Source organism: Rhodococcus rhodochrous (assembly GCF_900187265.1).
GTDB lineage: Bacteria > Actinomycetota > Actinomycetes > Mycobacteriales > Mycobacteriaceae > Rhodococcus > Rhodococcus rhodochrous.
This window is the reverse complement of sequence record NZ_LT906450.1, coordinates 1,574,310-1,590,708: the sequence shown is the minus strand read 5'-3', so window position 1 is coordinate 1,590,708 and position 16,399 is coordinate 1,574,310. Positions and strand designations below refer to the sequence as shown.

The following is a 16,399-nucleotide window of genomic DNA, read 5'->3' as shown; positions in this document are numbered from 1 at the left end:
TCCCCTACGCGGTCGCCGGGTTGCGGATGAGGGTGTAGACCTCGGCGCGCAGGTCGGCGAACTCCGGCAGAGCCTTCGTCGACAGCTGGTCGCGCGGCTGCGGCAGGTCGATCGGGAGCATCGCGGTGACGCGCGCGGGACGACCGGACAGTGCGAGCACGGTGTCGGCGAGGTAGACGGCCTCGTCGATGTCGTGGGTGACCAGCATGACCGTCAGTCCGAGATGGTCGCGGACACGCAGCACGAGGTCCTCGAGGTCGGCGCGGGTCTGCGCGTCGACGGAGGCGAACGGCTCGTCCATGATGATTGCGCGCGGGTTCGACGCGAGGGCGCGGGCGATGGCGACGCGCTGCTGCATGCCGCCGGACAGCTGCCACGGGTATGCCTGGGCGACGTCGCTCAGGCCGACCTCGACGAGCGCCTGCCGTGCCTGCTTGAGACGTTCGGCCTTCTTGACGCCGGCCGAGCGCAGCGGCAGGGCGACGTTGTCGATGACCGACAGCCACGGCATCAGCGATCGGCTGTAGTCCTGGAAGACGATCGCGAGGCCTTCCGGGGGTTCGGTGACGCGCTTGCCCTCGAAGAGGATGTCGCCTTCACTGGGGCGGATGAGTCCGGTCAGGCACTGCAGCAGGGTGCTCTTGCCGACGCCGGACGGGCCGACGATGCACACGAATTCACCCTTGCCGACGGTGAAGTCGAGGCCTTCGAAGATCTGCGGTCCGCCGTAGCTGTGTCCGAGACCGCGTACTTCGAGCACCGTACCCGTGCGGGTCTCGGGCTTGGTCGCTTCGGTAGTGGTCATCATTTGCCTCCACGGTTGTGCGCGGTCATGCCCGCATGCCAGGCCAGCACGCGACGCTCGACGAGCGCGAAGAGCTTGTTGAGCAGGTAGCCGAGGATCCCCAGCGCGATGATTCCCGCCCACATCGAGGTGATCTTGAATCCACGTTGTGCGTCGAGGATGTAGTAGCCGATGCCGCCGGGGGTACCGACCATCTCGGCGACGACCATCGCGACGATGGAGATCGCCAGTGCGGTGCGTGCACCCGCGAAGATCTGCGGCGACGCGGCCGGCAGGATCACGAAGCGGATCCGGTCCGCGAGCGTGATGCGGTAGCTGGCGGTGACCTGGTGCAGGACGGGTTCGACGGAGCGGACACCGTCGATCGTGTTGAGCAGGATCGGCCAGGTCGCGACGAGGGCGATGATGGCGATCTTCATCGAATCACCGAGGCCGAGCAGCAGGATCATCACGGGAAGGATCGCGACGCCCGGTGTGGCACGGAGGAATTCGACGATGGGTCGCACCGCGTTGTCGACGCGGGTCATGACGCCGAGCGCCAGTCCGAGGCCGACACCGGCGACGCAGGCGAGTGCGAAGCCGACGAACAGTCGCTGCAGGCTCGGCCAGATCTCGGTGCGGATCCCTTCGAAGAACCACACGTCGGCGAACTTGTCGAGGATCTCCGACAGCGGCGGGAAGTAGGGGTCGGTGCTGGTGGCGCTGAAGATCGCCCACAGTGCGATGAGCAGGGCGGGGAGCCACAGCTCCCACGCGAGGCGGCGTACGACGGTCACGGCTTGTTCACCCTTTCGGACGGGTGCCACCACAGCACGCGGCTCTGCGCGAGAACGAGAAGACGGTTCAGGCAGATACCGAGTACACCGGCGGTGAACACGTAGACGAACATCCGCTGGGTGTCGTCGACGGTCAGTGCTTGGTAGAGGCGCTGGCCGATGCCGTCCGCACCACCGAGGAACTCGGCGGAGATCGTGATCAGGAGGCTGATGGTCGCGGCGATACGCAGACCCGTCATGAGGAACGGCATCGACGACGGGAGGTAGATGTCCCGGATCCGGCTCGCCGGCGACAGGCGGAACGCCCGGGCCACCTGCTTCATCTGCGACGACAACTGCTGCGCCGCGTAGGTCGACTGGACGAGGATCGGCCAGACGGCGCTGAACATCACCAGGACGACGGCCATGGTGCGGGTGCCGCCGAACAGCAGCAGCACGAGCGGCAGGATCGCGACACCGGGGATCGTGCGTCCGAAGTCGACAACGAACGAGGTGCTCTGCTCGACCTTGCGGTAGGTGCCGTTGACCAGACCGAGCGGAACGCCGATCAGCACCGAGAGGCCGAAGCCGATCAGGGCGGTCAGCAGGGTGTTGCCGACGGCGTCCCAGTACTGGCCGGTGACGACGAGTTCGACGCCGGTCTCGATGAGCTGGAGCGGTGTCGGGATGCCCGATGCCTTGCCCGGTCCGGTGACGAACAGGTGCCAGGCGACGACGACGATCGCAAGGGCGAGGAGCTTGCCGGCAGCGGAGGTGAGCCGCGCGGACATCGACTTGCGCTTGCGTGCAGCGGCGCGTCCGATCGGAGCGGTGGGGCGTGGCGGTGCGGTCACCTCCCGAGCGGCCCCGGGCGCGTTCGCGGTGGCGGTGGGGCTCATGTCAGCCACCCACGATCATGTCGCCGGGAGCGGGAGCGTCCGCCTCCTGGACCAGGCCGTAACGGACCATCCGGTCGAGGGTGGAGTTGATGTTGTCCTCGGTGATCGGGGTCGTCGGGAACTTCGGGTAGATGGCCTGCGACAGGATCGCGGGATCGACCTCGATGTAGGTCGCGGCGACCTCGGCGGCCAGACCGTCCTGCTCGGCGAGCATGGTGTTGGCCTCGACGACCGCGTCGCGGAACTTCTCGACGTTCTCGGCGTTCTCCGCGGCGTAGCGCGGGGTGGTGACGTAGGCGTACGAGAGGTCGCCGCCGGCGTTGACGAAGTGATCGAGGACGCGCAGATCCGGGTCGTTGAGGGTGGCGGTGCCGGAGGGCTCCGCCGTGGTGACGACGTCGACGCTGCCGGAGCGGAGTGCGGCGAGGGTGTTGGGCACCTCGACGAACTCGGTCTTCGACGAGTCACCGCCCGCGTTGTCGATGGCCTCACGCACGTCGAGCCACAGCTGCCCCTTGGTCTGCGGGATGCCGAAGGTGGCGTTCTCGAGGTCGGCGACGCTCTGGATGGGGCTGTCCGCCCGGACCCAGAAACGTCCGCTGGTCAGACCGTCGTCCTTCGTGGGGGCTCCCACGGCTCCCGGAGCGGCCATCACGAGGTCGACACCTTCGGTCTTGGCGATGATCGGGCTGACCATGTCCATGAGGGCGAAGTCGATCTTCCCGCCGAGCAGCTGAGGGGTGGCCTCGCCGGGCGTCGCGACGGTGACGAGCTCGACGTCGAGGCCGTGCTTGTCGAAGACTCCTTCGAGGTCGGCGGTACGCGGTCCGAGGGCGTTGAAGCTCGGGAACACGGCGACGCGCACGGTGCCGTCGCCGGCGGTGTCGGCGTCGCTGGATCCGCCGCACGCGGTCAGCGCGAGCGAGGCCAGTGCGCCGAGGGCCAGTACCTTGAGCGGGCGCGGGAACTTCGTGATGTTCATGGGGCTCCTTGGGAAGAAGTCGCTGTACAGGTGGGGAACGGGCGTCGAGGGGCGGGACTGCTCGTCCGTTCTGTCGACATCAGGCCCGGTCGGCACCGGCAGCACCGCAACGAATGCTGCTGAATCTGCCAGGGCCGGGGCGGCGGGGGAACCGAAATTCCATTGGGTGATTGCAACCACGAAATCCGGGTGGGCCGCCCCTTAACGTGGACCGCATGGCAAGCGATTCGATCGTGTCCATCACTGAGTGGAGGAACCGTTGACCGTTCTCGACGACACCCCCAATGGGTCCCGCGAGGAGCGCGCCGGCCGCCAGATGACGTCGGTGGCGAAGGCGCTGCAGTTGCTCGACGCGTTCCGCAAGGCTCGCGCCGACATGAGCCTGAGCGAACTCGCGCGTCGCGCCGATGTGCCGAAGTCGACGGCCTTCCGTCTGCTCGCCGAGCTCGAACAGTCCGGTTTCGTCGCCCGCAACGGTACGAAATACCGGCTGGGGCTGTCCTGCTTCGAACTCGGCGCACGTTACAGCATGTGTCGTCCGAACGGTCTGCGCGACACGGCAAGTCATTTCCTCAGTCACCTCCACACGGCTACCGGTCTCACGGCTCATCTCGCTGTCCTCGACGGTCCCGAGATCCTGCATGTCGAGAAGGTCCAGGGCCCGAACAACCCTGTGGTTCTCACGATGCCGGGCCAACGTCATCCCGCATCCTGCACGGCACTCGGCAAGACACTTCTCGCTTTCGGCAGTTCCGAGGACGTCCGTACTGCACTCGACGCCGGTCTGCCTCGTTTCACGCCGCACTCGATCACCGACCCTCGTCGTTTCATGTCCGAGCTGAAACGGATCAGGGAATCGGGCGTCGCCTACAACCGTCAAGAGCTCTCGCGCGAACTCGTCTGCGTCGCTGCCCCGATCATCGTTCACGGGACGATCGAAGCGGCCGTGTCGGTGTCCGGACCGACCGCAGGTGTCCGGTGGGACCGGACCGAGATGCTCGTTCGTCGTGCAGCAGCGGATATCTCGGCTGCTCGCGGTCGGAACACGAGCTCGCAGATCTGAACTTTTCTCGAGGCGGGGGACGGTGCGCACCGTCCCCCGCTTCGTCACATCCGGACGTTCTTCGGGGGTTCGCCACCGAAGGTGACGGTGCCCGCGGCCTCGTAGATCGGCTCGGCGACGTTCGCGCCGTGCCCGAGGGCGATGTGCATGTCGCGCCAGAACCGCTGGATCGGGTTGTCCATGCGCATCGCGGAGCCGCCCGCGTGGGAGACGAGCTTGTCCACAGCGGCGCCCGCGCGTCGGGACGCACGTGCCTGGTTGCGTCGCACCTCGGCCCGCAGAGCGATGTCGATCGGCTTGCCCGACTGCGCCACCTCGTAGAGGCGGTCGATGTCGGCGAGGAACTGCATGCGGCTGGCCTGCAGGTCCGATGCCGCTTCGCCGAGGGCGTGCAGCTGACGCGGGTCGGTCGCAGCGGTGACGCCGCGGGCCGACACACGGGTGCGGGTGTAGTTGATCCAGTGTGCGAGAGCGCCTTCGGCGGCAGCGAGCGTGCCGGCGGTGATGGCACCGCTGAACATCGAGTGGAACGGCATCCGGTACAGCGCCACGTCGCCGCGACCTGCCTGGCGTGCGGCTGCTCCGGAACCGAGGTCCTCGGGGTCGATGAGCCGGTGGTCGGGCACGAAGGCGCCGTCGATCACGACGTCCTTGCTGCCCGTGCCCTTGAGGCCGACGACGTTCCACGAGTCGTGGAGGATCGTGTAGTCCTTGCGGGGAATGATGAAGTGACGCAGACCGTCCGGACGGACATTGCCGTCGTCGTCGGTGAGCATGCCGCCGAGGACGACCCAGTCGCACAGGTCGGTGCCCGACGAGAACGGCCAGCGGCCCGAGAAGATCCAGCCACCCTCGGTGCGACGTGCCCGCCCGATGGGGGCGTACGGCGAGGCCACCCAGGTGTCGGGATCATCGCCCCAGATCTCCTCCTGGACCTGACGCGTTCCCTGCGCCAGTTCGAAGGAGTGGACGCCCACGACCGACGAGACCCATCCGGCCGACGCGTAGCGGCTTCCCACCGCCAGCACTGCCTCGAAGAACTCACGCGGGTGGAGTTCCGATCCGCCGAAGTCCTTGGGCTGCAAGGCACGGACGATGCCGACCTCACGGAGGGTCTTGTGGGTGGGTTCGGTGAGGTGACCGATCTTGTCGGATTCCTCGGCCTGGGATTCGAAGAAGTCTGCGAGTTCCTCGACCCGCTGCACCAGTTCGCTCATCGTTGTCTCTCCGGTCTCAGGCGTTCGGGACGGTATTGAGGACGAAATCGCGCACGACGCGGTTGAATTCGTCGGCGTGCTCGAGCTGCGCCCAGTGGCCGCACCGGTTGAGGAGCAGCAGACGCGAGTCGGAGATCATCGAGACCAGGCGGAGGCCGGCTTCGAAATGCACCACTCGGTCGTCGCGACCGTGGATGACCAGCGTGGGAGCCTTGATCGACGCGATCTCGTCCATCGACGCCTCACCGCGGCGGGGACGACCCAGGCCGGCAGCGAAGTTGTCGAGGTGGTCCTGGCGTGCGCGGGCGTTCTCCGAGCGCTGCAGAACCAGCTCCTCGGTCGCGAACTCCTTGTCGAAAGTCATGATGTCGACCAGCGCGCGCATCGTCTCCGGCGACGGATCGCGGTAGCCGCGGTGCAGAACCTTGAGGCCCTCCGAAGGTCCGTTGCCCGGGCTGAAGATGCGCGGGCCGGGGGCGCCGGCACCCATCGAGATGACGTGCGACACGCGATCGGGATGGCGCGCAGCAACCTTCAGCGAGGTGGCGCCGCCCATCGAGTTGCCGACGAAGGCGGCCTTCTCGATTCCGAGCGCGTCGAGCAGGTGGATCGCGGACGTGACGTGGTCACGATCCTCGTAGGTGACGGAGTCGGACTTGCCCCAGCCCGGCATGTCGGGCGCGATGACCTGGAAGTCCTCGGCGAGCTGCGCCATGTTGGGGTTGAAGTTGCTCCAACCGGTGGCACCGGGGCCGCTGCCGTGCAGCATCACGATCGGATGTCCCGCACCGGCCTGGTGCAGGTGGATCTTCCCGTGGGGAGTGTCGATGTACCGGCTGGTTTCGGCCTCCGAGAGGTGGGCTGGCATGACTGCCCCTTTCGTCTCAGCTTGTGTGCCGCAAGAAGAGGTGCGCGGCTCTTGGTAACGAGCGTCACATCCCGATCGAAGCCCTTCCATCGGATCGTTCCGATATGCGGCACACTTCGCGAGATTGCCGAAATCCGGTCCGGCAGCACCGTTCAGGAGCTGCGCGAAGCTATTTCACGGCAGGCGTCGACGATGAGGGCGCGGACCTCGTCGTATCTGTCCGGCGCGATCCTGGTGGTGGCGCCGGCGATGGCCAGAGCCACCGGTACTCCCCCACCCGGCGTGGAGATCGGCGCGGCAAGAGAGGTGAGCCCGTCCTCCATCTCGTCGACGGAGACGGACCATCCACCGGACCGGATCGCCGCGAGGTCGTCGCGCGTGGGCAGAGTTCTGTTGCGGTGTACGGGGAGCTGTCGGGACACCCTGCGGACCGTCGCATCGTCGGCATAGGCGAGGAGCAACTTCCCCGCCGCCCCGTAGCCCAGTGGCAACGCCCGTCCGAGGACCGCTACCGGGCGCAGCGCGTACGGGCCCTCCACGGCATGGACGCAGACACGCGAGTCGCCGTCGCGGACGTAGAGGTGCACGCTCTCACGCACCTGGTCGCGCAACGCTGCCATCACGGGCGCGGCGATACCTCGGATCCCGATGGCCCGGTCGGCGAGTCTCCCCCACTCGACCAGCCGGTACCCCATCGTGTACTCACCGTCGCCGCATCTGCGGACCAGTCCGAGACGTGCGAGTTCGACGAGGAGCCGGTGCGCCGAGGACTTGGGGATGGAGATCTCCTCGGCGAGCGCCCCCAGGCGCATCGGCCCGGGGGCGCGGCCGAGGGTGTCGACGAGCTGGACGGCCTTGTCGAGAACGGACACCTCAGCCCACCGAACGAAGGGAAGGAGGCAGACCGCCGCTCACGGCGCGGGCCGTGTCGACCACGGCATGGACCAGCGCGCCGATGTTGAACCGGGGACGATGCACCGCGATGCACACGACCGACCGCACCTCGCGGGGCTTCGCGAACACCGGGGACGCGATCCAGTACATACCGTCGGCGCTCTGGACGACCGCCGCGCCGGTGCGACGGATCTCGCACAGTTCCTGACGCAGACGGAAGGCGTCGTTGTGGTCGTGCTGGCTGCGGGCCGTCAGCTCCGACACCTCGTCCGGGGACATGTAGGCCATGAAGACCGATCCGGGCGCCGAGTTCACGAGGTCCAGGCGTCGAGGCAGGCTCCGACCCGTTCGGGTGGAACTGCCGGCGATGACGTCGGCCAGCACCACACTGTCCCCGTCGCGGGAGGCCAGGGCCACGGCTTCACGCGTGCTGGTGTGCAGGTCGACGAGGTGCGGGCGGGCGACGTCCTTGAGGGTGCGAGCGCCGGGGACACCCCAGCCGAGACGCCACAGCCGCATACCCAGGCGATACTTGCCGCGGGCGGCGCGCTCGACGGCTCCCCACTCCACGAGGCTGGCCAGCATCCGGTGGACGGTCGCCGGCGGCAGGCCGGTCGCCGAGCACAGCGACCCGATCGTCTGCTCCGGCTCGGTGTCGGTGAAGCACTCGAGGATGTCGAATGCGCGCCCCAGCACGGATCGACGGTTCTCGTCGGTGACGACAGCGGCGGAGTGGGTCATGACAGCCTCGCAATTTGGAACGTCGTTCTACTATTCGGAACGATGCAGACAGTAGCTGCGATTGCGATCACAATCAATTCGATCCTGTGAAACATCCCACCCCGCAGATACCTATGGGTGCGCGGGCAGAAAACGGTCGCCAGAGCGCGCTACGACGCGCTGTTGTGACCACATCGCGCGCCGGAGTACCCGACCGATCCGTTGTGTTAGCGTCTGCCCACAAATCGATCGGGGGGTCGCATGGGTAGGTGGGGCACAGTCGCGCTCGCAGCACTGGCGGCAGTGGCGACGGCGTGCAGTCCGGGTTCGGCGGAGCCGGCCACGGGTGACGAGGCGTCTCCTTCGACCACCCGCACCCCACGCATCACCGACGACTCCGGCCGACCACCGGTCACCTTCGACCCCTGCTACGACATCCCCGACGACGTCATGAACGCGGCCGGGTACGACGCGGGGAAGAAGGAGCTCGCGGACATGCCGATGGGGACGTACACGTTCCTCGGCTGCGCTTACGAAGGAACTATCAGCGTTCCCGGGGTCCTGGCTCGTTACGACCTGCTCGTGTTGGCTGGGAACGTCTCCCTCGAAGAAGAACTAACAAAGAACGGACACGTGGCCGAGGCTGTGGAGGTGAACGGGCGGTCCGCACTCGTCGAAGTCGACCCGAACGTACGAGACACGTGCCGATACGTCTTGCAGACGACCTTCGGAATCGTGGGCCTGAGTCGCATCTATCACAAGGACCACCCCGGCGCAGTCCCGCAAGATGAATGGTGTGCGGGCGTTCTGGATCTGGCCACGACATTGGAACCGTTCATCCAAGACTGAATACTGCGGGGAGTAGACATGTCCGAGGCCACGAGGCTGGAACCAGAAGTCATAACCGAGATCGTGCGTGTATGCGACGTAATGCTTGAAGAGTTCCGAAGCTCCGCAAGGGTCACCGAAAAACTGTCATTCACGAGTGGTTTCGGCGACTTCGACTCTGCACAACAGCTCGCCGCCGGATATCGCCGCAAAGCAGCTGGAACCCCGGAATCGGCGAAGGAACGCGTCGAGCAGTTCATAGAAGTACTCACCCAACTCCGCGACGCCTTCGCAACCGGCGGGGAAGCCTTCCTCGACACCGAATCGGACTGGGCCCGCCAACTCGCCACCACCGACCCCGACAGCGGAACGGGAAACGGTCATCAGAGCGCGCAATAACGTGCACCTTTGACCATTTCGCGCGTTCGAGCAGTTGTGTTGGTGTCGGCCGACAATCGATCGGGACCGAATAGGCAAGGGGAACAGCTCATTCGGCTTCCATCCGCTCGCCGGTTCGTCATTCGCTACGGTTACGGCAGGTGCAGATAGCAATTTCGCGAGCGGATGCATTGAGAAGGTGCCCCAAGCACCGACACCGACCCGATAGCGGAGCAGAGATCAGTCATCGACATCCACCCCGTACCGGCGTGCGAGGGCCGCGAGGTCGTCGTCGTACCCCTGCCCCACCGCGCGCAGCCGCCATTTGCCGGCGCGGCGGTAGATCTCGGCGAGGACCATGGTTCGTTCGGTGGTGCCGGCGTCGAGCACGAACGTCGCGGCGGTGCCGCTGTCGCTGTCGACGCCGACGGACACCGCGCCGAGTTCGCCGAAGGTGCGGTTGCCGTCGATGGCTGCGGCGATGGCGATGCGTTCGCATTCGGCGGGGAGCTCCGCGAGGTCGACCCGGATGCAGTGCTCGCTCGAACCGTCGATGGTCAGTTCGACGACGCCGTCGTCGTAGAGCGGGTTGTTGTAGAAGACGAAATCGTCGTCGGTGTCGACCTTTTCGTCGGCACCCAGCAGAAAGGCCACGACGTCGAGGTCGAACTCGTCGCCGGTCGTCTCGGCCTTCCACGCGACGTTCACGGCCCAGCGGTGACTGTCGGTCGGCAGGTCGATCACCTCGCCGCGTGACAGCACCGGTGCCGTCAGCCACGACTCCACGCGCATGTGCGGGGGCACGATGCCCTTCTCCACCGCGGCATCGACGTCGTCGGGCCGGAGGACGGGCAGCTCGCGCGCGGCGACCCGCGCCATCCGCTTGTCGGCCTCTCCCCCTTCGAGGACCAGCACGTCGGTGACGGCGGCCGTGAAGTTGAGGGCCGGGCGTGCACCGAGCTGGGTGAGGCGCGAGCGCATCATGACGGCCTGCAGGTGCGTGCCGCCGAGCAACAGCACCTTGCGTCCGGTCCACAGCTTGGGCTTCTGCCCGGTCAGCGGCCGGACCGGAGGCGCCACCGCGACCTGCGGTTCCGGCGGCGAAATGATGTCGACGACCGTCGCGACCTTCGGTTCACCCGGCCGCACTCGCGTCAGCAGGTCCTCGAGCTGCTGCTCGCTGATCACGGGGATGCCCTCGGCCATCGCCTTGCGGACCTTGGCGGTCTGCACGGTGGGGTCGTTGCACACCACGACGCTGGTCTGCTTGCTCGCGTTGTTCATCACGTCGAGCCCGGCGTCGGTCAGCCGGTTCGCGAGCGCGACCCGCGGGGTGACGGTGGAACCGCTGATCACGACCCTCATGCCCTGGACGAGGCCGTCGTCGCCGAGGCGACCCGGGTTCTTCCACTGGCACGCGACCCGCGGGACGGAGGCGGGGTACACCGACTTGCGACTGCGACAATTCACGACGGGCAGCGGCAACTGCAGGTTGTCGGCCATCGCGGCGCTGCGCAGGAAGATCTCCGACAGGACGCGCGCGTCGTCGTACGCGTCGTGCTCCTGCAGCTGCTGGACCTGCCAGTGCTGTGCGAGGGTCGCAAGCCGGTAGTTGGGGACGTCGAGTTCGAGTCGGCGCGACAACGCGAGCGTGCACAGGCGATGCTCGGCCGGGAGTGACGTGCCGGCCCGGCGGAACTCGGCGTCGAGGAATCCGTAGTCGAACGACGCGTTGTGCGCGACGATCGTGGCGCCGTCGAGGATCCCGGCCAGTTCACCGGCAATGTCCTCGAATTGCGGCGACCCGGCGAGGCGCTCCCGTGTGAGGTTGTGGACGTGCACCGGCCCCGGATCGCAGCCGGGGTCGACGAGGGTCGAGAACTCCCGCTCCACGGACCCGTCCTCGCGCAATACGAGCGCCGCCACGCTCAGGACCCGGTGGGCGTTGGGACGCACTCCCGAGGTCTCGACGTCGACCACCACCCACCGATGGTCGCGGGGCAACATCACGGCCCCCTCCGCGGGCGCGTGCACTTCGATCACGTACTCCTCCGATCGCTTCGTCCCCCGACGAGAACCACCACGATCGGACATTCTCAACCTTCCTACCGACAGGATCGAAACCGCCCTCCCGCTGTAGCACGCTCTTCGACTCCACCGATGCCGTCCGTCTTCTCCGAGCGATATGGTTCAGCGGACCGACCCGCCCGAAGGAGCAGCATGACCGACCGCTCACCCGTCGAGATCGTGGCGCAACTGACCGTGGAGGAGAAGGCGTCGCTCATGAGCGGCCTCGACTTCTGGCACACCGAACCCGTTCCGCGCGCGGATATTCCCTCGATCATGCTCACCGACGGGCCCCACGGCGTACGCAAGCAGACCGCGGCGGGCGATCATCTCGGCTTGAACTCGTCCACCCCCGCGACGTGCTTCCCGCCCGCCGTCGCGCTGGGGTGCTCCTTCGATCCGGAGCTGGTCGAACGGGTCGGAGCCGCGCTGGGTGCCGAAGCCAAGGCCCTGGAGGTCGCCGTTCTGCTCGGGCCCGGCATCAACATCAAGCGCTCCCCGCTGTGCGGGCGGAACTTCGAGTACCTGTCGGAGGACCCGCTGGTCTCCGGTGTCCTGGGCGCCGCGCTCGTGCGCGGCCTGCAGTCGCAGGGCGTCGGTGCGTCGCTCAAGCACTTCGCGGCGAACAATCAGGAGACCGACCGGATGCGGGTCTCCGCCGATATCGACCCGCGGCCGTTGCGGGAGATCTACCTACGCGCCTTCGAGCGGGTCGTGCGCGACGCGCAGCCGTGGACGGTGATGTGCTCGTACAACCGCATCAACGGCGTGTTCTCCTCCCGGAACCCGTGGTTGCTCACCGACGTCCTGCGCGACGAGTGGGGCTTCGAAGGTCTGGTCGTGAGTGATTGGGGTGCCGTCGACGACCGCGTGGCGTCCCTCGCCGCCGGGCTCGATCTCGAGATGCCGTCGACGGGAGGCCGCACCGACGCCGAGATCGTCGCGGCCGTCCGAAAGGGCACTATCGACGAGGCGGTGCTCGACGCAGCCGCTGCCCGGGTGATCGAACTGGTGCAGAAGGCCGTCGCTGCGGCCGATCCCGATGCGACCTTCGACGCCGACGCTCACCACGCCTTCGCCCGCGAGGTGGCCGGCCAGAGCATCGTCCTGCTCCGCAACGAGAACGACCTGCTCCCCCTCGCCGCCGATGCGAATGTCGCGGTGATCGGCGAACTCGCCCGCACGCCGCGCTACCAGGGTGCCGGCTCGTCGCGCATCGAACCGACGCGCCTCGACAACGCGCTCGACGAGATGCGCTCGCTGTCCGGCCGCGACGTGCCCTTCGCTGCCGGTTACGCGCTCGACGGATCGGACTCGGCCGAACTCGTCGAGGAAGCGGTCGCGCTCGCCGGAAAGGCGGATATCGCCGTCGTCTTCCTGGGTGTGCCCGCCGAACTCGAATCCGAGGGTTTCGACCGCGACGATCTCGAACTCCCGCACAGCCAGATCGCGCTGCTCGACGCGGTACTGCTGGCGAATCCGAACGTCGTCGTCGTGTTGTCGAACGGTGGTGTCGTGCGGTTGAGCGGCTTCGCCCACCGTGTTCCGGCGATAGTCGAAGGGTGGTTGCTCGGGCAGGCCGGTGGCGGCGCAATCGCCGACGTGCTCTACGGGCAGGTGAATCCGAGCGGCCGTCTCGCGGAGACCGTCCCGGTCCGTCTCGAGGACACCCCTGCGCACACGAACTTCCCGGGCGAGCACGGCCACGTACGGTACGGCGAAGGTCTGTTCGTCGGCTACCGCTCGTACGACGCGCGTCGCCTCGAGGTCTCGTTCCCGTTCGGTCACGGCCTGTCGTACACGACGTTCGAATACGCCGACGCTGCAGTGGAATCCGACGGCGATCTCACGGTGCACGTCACCGTCACCAATACGGGTGACCGTGCGGGTGCCGAGGTCGTCCAGGTCTACGTCGGCGTTCCCGACTCTTCGGTCGCACGGGCGCCGCGAGAGTTGAAGGGATTCACCAAGGTCCGACTGGATCCCGGCGAGTCGCAGCGGGTCGCCGTGCATGTGCGACGCGACGACCTCGCGTACTGGGACACCCGCGTCGATGCCTGGGTGGTCGAAGGCGGTACGTACGGCATCGAGATCGGGGCATCGAGTCGCGACATCCGGCAGACGCTCACCGTCGACGTGAAAGGCGACGCGGTGCGGATCCCGCTGACGATGGAATCGTCACTCGGAGAACTGTTCCAGAACCCCGCGGCCGCCGAGGTCGTCCTGCAGGCGTTCGGTTCGCTGGGTAGCGACGTCGGGATCGACGAGAGCGTTCTGAAGATGGCGGCGTCGATGCCGCTCGGTCGCCTCGCCGGATTCGCCCCGGGGGTCGAGCCGGAGCAGATCCAGCAACTTCTGGACGTGGCCAACCAGCAGGAATGAACGCAGTAGCGGTCACGAACCGGCGGTGAGGAGCACCTTCAAGGCACCGGTTTCGCCGGCGCGGGAGAACACGTCGTAGGCCTGTTCGAACTCGTCGAGCGCGAACCGGTGCGTGATCATCGGTGACGTGTCGAGCTGACCACTGCTCACGAGACCGATGAGGGTGGGCGTCGAGTAGGTGTCGACGAGGCCGGTGGTGATCGTCAGGTTCTTGATCCAGATGTCCTCGAGGTGCAGCGTCGCGGGCTTGCCGTGCACACCGATGTTGGCGACGTGCCCGCACGGCCGCGCGAGCGCGACCGCCTGTTCGAACGTCTCCGGATAACCGACGGCCTCCATCGTGACGTCGGCGCCGAGACCTCCGGTGAGATCTCGGACGACCGCCGCCACGTCGTCGCGACCGCTGTTGACCACGACGTTCGCCCCGAATGCCTTCGCCGCTTCGAGGCGGCTGTCGGCGAGGTCGACGGCGACGATGCGGCTCGGACTGAACAGTCGTGCGGCGAGGATGGCGGCGAGCCCGATGGGACCGGCACCGATGATGACGACCACGTCCGCCGGCCGGAGACGGCCGTTGAGAACACCGACCTCGTAAGAGGTGGGCAGGATGTCGGCGAGCATGAGCATCTGTTCGTCGCTCACGCCGTCGGGAATCCGGTGGGTCGAATTGTCGGCGTACGGAACTCGGACCAGTTCGGCCTGGGTGCCGTCGATCAGATGCCCGAGGATCCAGCCGCCTCCTCCGAGGCATTGCCCGTAGCGGCTCTCGCGGCAGAACCGGCACGTGCCGCACGCTGTGACACACGAGACGAGCACGCGGTCGCCGGGCGCGAGTGTCTGCACTCCGTCGCCCACTTCGACCACGGTCCCGACGGCCTCGTGACCGAGGATCCGTCCGTCGGTCACCTCGGGGACGTCACCTCCGAGGATGTGCAGGTCGGTGCCGCAGATGGTGACGGCGTCGACGCGTACCACGGCATCGGTACTGTCCTGGATCGTCGCGTCGGGAACGTCCTTCCACGATCGTTTCCCCGGCCCGTGGAACACCAGTGCCTTCATGATTCGACCTCCGAACACGGATTCGGTCCCGCTCCAGGATGACACGAGGGACACTGCGATCGGAATCGTTCGGAGAGGGTGAAAAATTTACCTCTACAGCGGGAAATGTCCGAATTCGTGACACCATCACAGAGTCCCCTGTTCTTTCGGGGACCACCGATCCCGAAAGCAGACGATTGATGAAGACACTCGCAGCGTCGCTCTTGACGGTGGCCGTACTGACCGCCTCGGCGTGCAATTCCGACACCACCGAACCCGAATCCACACCGTCGCCGACCTCCACCGAGGCTGCTCAGCCCGCGTACGTGGCCGAGCTGCAATCCACCGTGGAGCAGTTGATGCGCGACAACGCCATTCCCGGCGCGGTGGTCCAGATCAGCTCCCCCGACCGCGGTGATTGGACCGGCACGTTCGGCACTTCCACCATCGATGCCGACGACCCGATCTCCGCCGACGACCATTTCCGCATCGGGAGCAACACGAAGACGATGACGGTGACCGCCGTCCTGCAGTTGGTGGAGGAAGGTCGACTGTCGCTCGACGACCCGATATCGAAGTACGTCGAGGGTGTCCCGAACGGCGACACGATCACCATTGCGCAGCTCGCCGAGATGCGGAGCGGCCTGTACAGCTACAGCTTCGACCCGGAGTTCAACGCGACGCTGGACCGCGAGCCCGAGAAGGCGTGGACGCCGGAGGAGTTGCTCGAGATCGCGTTCTCCTATCCCGTGAACTTCCCACCCGGTGAGCAGTTCGAATACAGCAATACGAATACGGTGCTGCTCGGACTCGTCGTGGAAGAACTGACCGGCATGCCGATCGCGGAGGCGTTCGACGAACGCATCTTCGTCCCGCTCGGACTGGCGGACACCTCGTTCCCGGCGAACGACGACTCCTCCATTCCCGATCCGCATCCGCAGGGCTACATGTTCGGCACCAACGTCTCCACCATCGACACCTTCGCACTGCCGGAGGACGAGCAGGCCGCAGCGGTTGCAGGAACGTTGAAGCCGAACGACGTGACCGATGACAACCCGTCGTGGACGTGGACCGCGGGTGCTGCGATCTCCACCGTCGACGACATGACCACCTACGTGAAGGCGCTGGTCGGCGGCGGTCTGCTCGATGAGCAGATGCAGCAGACCCGGCTCGACAGCGTGCAGTCGGTGGGCGGCGGAACCGCAGGCTACGGCCTCGGCATGGCGCAGTTCGGCCCGTTGCTCGGACACGACGGTCAGCTTCCGGGCTTCATGACCTTCATGGGCCACGACCCGGAGACCGACCTGACGATCGTCATCGCGACCAATCTGTCGACGGTGCCGTCGGGTGAAGGTTCGGCGCTGACCCTCGTCAAGGGCATCCTGCCGATCTTCTACGGCTCGAGCTATCAGGCGCCGGGCGATCCGGCACGGGCTCCCGGAGCGGAGGAGAGCACACCCGCGCCGACGCCGGGAGGCTGATCGTACCGGCCGGCTCGAGAGC

General features: G+C 66.9%; 15 protein-coding genes. 5 read left to right on the top strand and 10 right to left on the bottom strand.

What is annotated here, in order from left to right; translation table 11 throughout:
- Window positions 1–4: 4 nt before the first annotated feature.
- Genes CKW34_RS07350 through CKW34_RS07335 form a run of 4 tightly spaced genes read right to left on the bottom strand, consistent with a single transcriptional unit; the run spans window position 5 to window position 3,441 of the window.
- Window positions 5–805, bottom strand: coding sequence for an ABC transporter ATP-binding protein (locus tag CKW34_RS07350; protein WP_016694258.1), 801 nt, complete (start codon window positions 803–805; stop codon window positions 5–7).
- Complete coding sequence (locus CKW34_RS07345; RefSeq protein ID WP_064059889.1) at window positions 805–1,581, bottom strand: ABC transporter permease; 777 nt, start codon at window positions 1,579–1,581, stop codon at window positions 805–807. Before CKW34_RS07345 ends, CKW34_RS07350 begins: the two co-directional genes overlap by 1 nt.
- A complete protein-coding gene (locus tag CKW34_RS07340; protein WP_231921817.1) occupies window positions 1,578–2,459 on the bottom strand; it encodes an ABC transporter permease in 882 nt (293 codons plus the stop codon). The genes CKW34_RS07345 and CKW34_RS07340 overlap by 4 nt, the downstream gene beginning before the upstream one ends.
- Window position 2,460: 1 nt before the next feature.
- On the bottom strand, window positions 2,461–3,441 hold the full coding sequence (locus CKW34_RS07335; protein WP_059382870.1) for an ABC transporter substrate-binding protein: 981 nt from the start codon (window positions 3,439–3,441) through the stop codon (window positions 2,461–2,463).
- A gap of 259 nt (window positions 3,442–3,700) precedes the next feature.
- On the opposite strand from CKW34_RS07335, the gene CKW34_RS07330 reads away from it, so the two are divergent.
- Window positions 3,701–4,504, top strand: a complete 804-nt coding sequence (locus CKW34_RS07330) for an IclR family transcriptional regulator (RefSeq protein WP_143533428.1) — start codon at window positions 3,701–3,703, stop codon at window positions 4,502–4,504.
- Window positions 4,505–4,548: 44 nt separating this feature from the next.
- Here the strand turns inward: CKW34_RS07330 and CKW34_RS07325 are convergent, their stop codons facing one another.
- The 4 genes from CKW34_RS07325 to CKW34_RS07310 form a co-directional block, all read right to left on the bottom strand.
- Window positions 4,549–5,721: an acyl-CoA dehydrogenase family protein gene (locus CKW34_RS07325; protein WP_059382872.1), complete on the bottom strand. Its 1,173-nt coding sequence runs from the start codon at window positions 5,719–5,721 to the stop codon at window positions 4,549–4,551.
- A gap of 16 nt (window positions 5,722–5,737) precedes the next feature.
- On the bottom strand, window positions 5,738–6,589 hold the full coding sequence (locus CKW34_RS07320) for an alpha/beta fold hydrolase (RefSeq protein WP_059382873.1): 852 nt from the start codon (window positions 6,587–6,589) through the stop codon (window positions 5,738–5,740).
- Window positions 6,590–6,741: 152 nt separating this feature from the next.
- A complete protein-coding gene (locus CKW34_RS07315) occupies window positions 6,742–7,461 on the bottom strand; it encodes an IclR family transcriptional regulator (RefSeq protein ID WP_059382874.1) in 720 nt (239 codons plus the stop codon).
- 1 nt (window position 7,462) lies between these two features.
- Window positions 7,463–8,224, bottom strand: a complete 762-nt coding sequence (locus CKW34_RS07310; RefSeq protein WP_059382875.1) for an IclR family transcriptional regulator — start codon at window positions 8,222–8,224, stop codon at window positions 7,463–7,465.
- Window positions 8,225–8,464: 240 nt separating this feature from the next.
- Between CKW34_RS07310 and CKW34_RS07305 the strand changes: the two genes are divergently transcribed.
- Window positions 8,465–9,052 (top strand): DUF3558 domain-containing protein, encoded by a 588-nt coding sequence (locus tag CKW34_RS07305; protein WP_059382876.1) that lies wholly within the window; start codon window positions 8,465–8,467, stop codon window positions 9,050–9,052.
- A gap of 18 nt (window positions 9,053–9,070) precedes the next feature.
- On the top strand, window positions 9,071–9,430 hold the full coding sequence (locus CKW34_RS07300) for a hypothetical protein (protein WP_059382877.1): 360 nt from the start codon (window positions 9,071–9,073) through the stop codon (window positions 9,428–9,430).
- A gap of 219 nt (window positions 9,431–9,649) precedes the next feature.
- On the opposite strand, the gene CKW34_RS07295 is transcribed toward CKW34_RS07300, so the two are convergent.
- The gene (locus CKW34_RS07295) at window positions 9,650–11,503 is read right to left on the bottom strand and encodes a TerD family protein (protein WP_059382878.1); all 1,854 of its coding nucleotides are present in this window, start codon (window positions 11,501–11,503) and stop codon (window positions 9,650–9,652) included.
- 126 nt (window positions 11,504–11,629) lie between these two features.
- Between CKW34_RS07295 and CKW34_RS07290 the strand changes: the two genes are divergently transcribed.
- Entirely contained in the window at window positions 11,630–13,858 is a 2,229-nt protein-coding gene (locus CKW34_RS07290; protein WP_059382879.1) for a glycoside hydrolase family 3 C-terminal domain-containing protein, read from the top strand.
- Between the two features lie 12 nt (window positions 13,859–13,870).
- Here CKW34_RS07290 and CKW34_RS07285 read toward each other — a convergent pair whose 3' ends face one another.
- Window positions 13,871–14,917, bottom strand: coding sequence for a zinc-dependent alcohol dehydrogenase family protein (locus CKW34_RS07285; RefSeq protein ID WP_059383045.1), 1,047 nt, complete (start codon window positions 14,915–14,917; stop codon window positions 13,871–13,873).
- Between the two features lie 179 nt (window positions 14,918–15,096).
- Here CKW34_RS07285 and CKW34_RS07280 point away from each other — a divergent pair, with 179 nt between their 5' ends.
- Entirely contained in the window at window positions 15,097–16,377 is a 1,281-nt protein-coding gene (locus CKW34_RS07280; protein WP_059382880.1) for a serine hydrolase domain-containing protein, read from the top strand.
- Window positions 16,378–16,399 lie beyond the last annotated feature (22 nt).

What these genes read in the sequence shown, in the direction of transcription:
- CKW34_RS07350 (WP_016694258.1), bottom strand. Translation starts at nt 805, where the DNA reads ATGACCACTACCGAAGCGACCAAGCCCGAGACCCGCACGGGTACGGTG.
- CKW34_RS07340 (WP_231921817.1), bottom strand. Translation starts at nt 2,459, where the DNA reads ATGAGCCCCACCGCCACCGCGAACGCGCCCGGGGCCGCTCGGGAGGTG.
- CKW34_RS07335 (WP_059382870.1), bottom strand. Translation starts at nt 3,441, where the DNA reads ATGAACATCACGAAGTTCCCGCGCCCGCTCAAGGTACTGGCCCTCGGC.
- CKW34_RS07325 (WP_059382872.1), bottom strand. Translation starts at nt 5,721, where the DNA reads ATGAGCGAACTGGTGCAGCGGGTCGAGGAACTCGCAGACTTCTTCGAA.
- CKW34_RS07320 (WP_059382873.1), bottom strand. Translation starts at nt 6,589, where the DNA reads ATGCCAGCCCACCTCTCGGAGGCCGAAACCAGCCGGTACATCGACACT.
- CKW34_RS07310 (WP_059382875.1), bottom strand. Translation starts at nt 8,224, where the DNA reads ATGACCCACTCCGCCGCTGTCGTCACCGACGAGAACCGTCGATCCGTG.
- CKW34_RS07305 (WP_059382876.1), top strand. Translation starts at nt 8,465, where the DNA reads ATGGGTAGGTGGGGCACAGTCGCGCTCGCAGCACTGGCGGCAGTGGCG.
- CKW34_RS07300 (WP_059382877.1), top strand. Translation starts at nt 9,071, where the DNA reads ATGTCCGAGGCCACGAGGCTGGAACCAGAAGTCATAACCGAGATCGTG.
- CKW34_RS07295 (WP_059382878.1), bottom strand. Translation starts at nt 11,503, where the DNA reads ATGTCCGATCGTGGTGGTTCTCGTCGGGGGACGAAGCGATCGGAGGAG.
- CKW34_RS07290 (WP_059382879.1), top strand. Translation starts at nt 11,630, where the DNA reads ATGACCGACCGCTCACCCGTCGAGATCGTGGCGCAACTGACCGTGGAG.
- CKW34_RS07285 (WP_059383045.1), bottom strand. Translation starts at nt 14,917, where the DNA reads ATGAAGGCACTGGTGTTCCACGGGCCGGGGAAACGATCGTGGAAGGAC.
- CKW34_RS07280 (WP_059382880.1), top strand. Translation starts at nt 15,097, where the DNA reads ATGAAGACACTCGCAGCGTCGCTCTTGACGGTGGCCGTACTGACCGCC.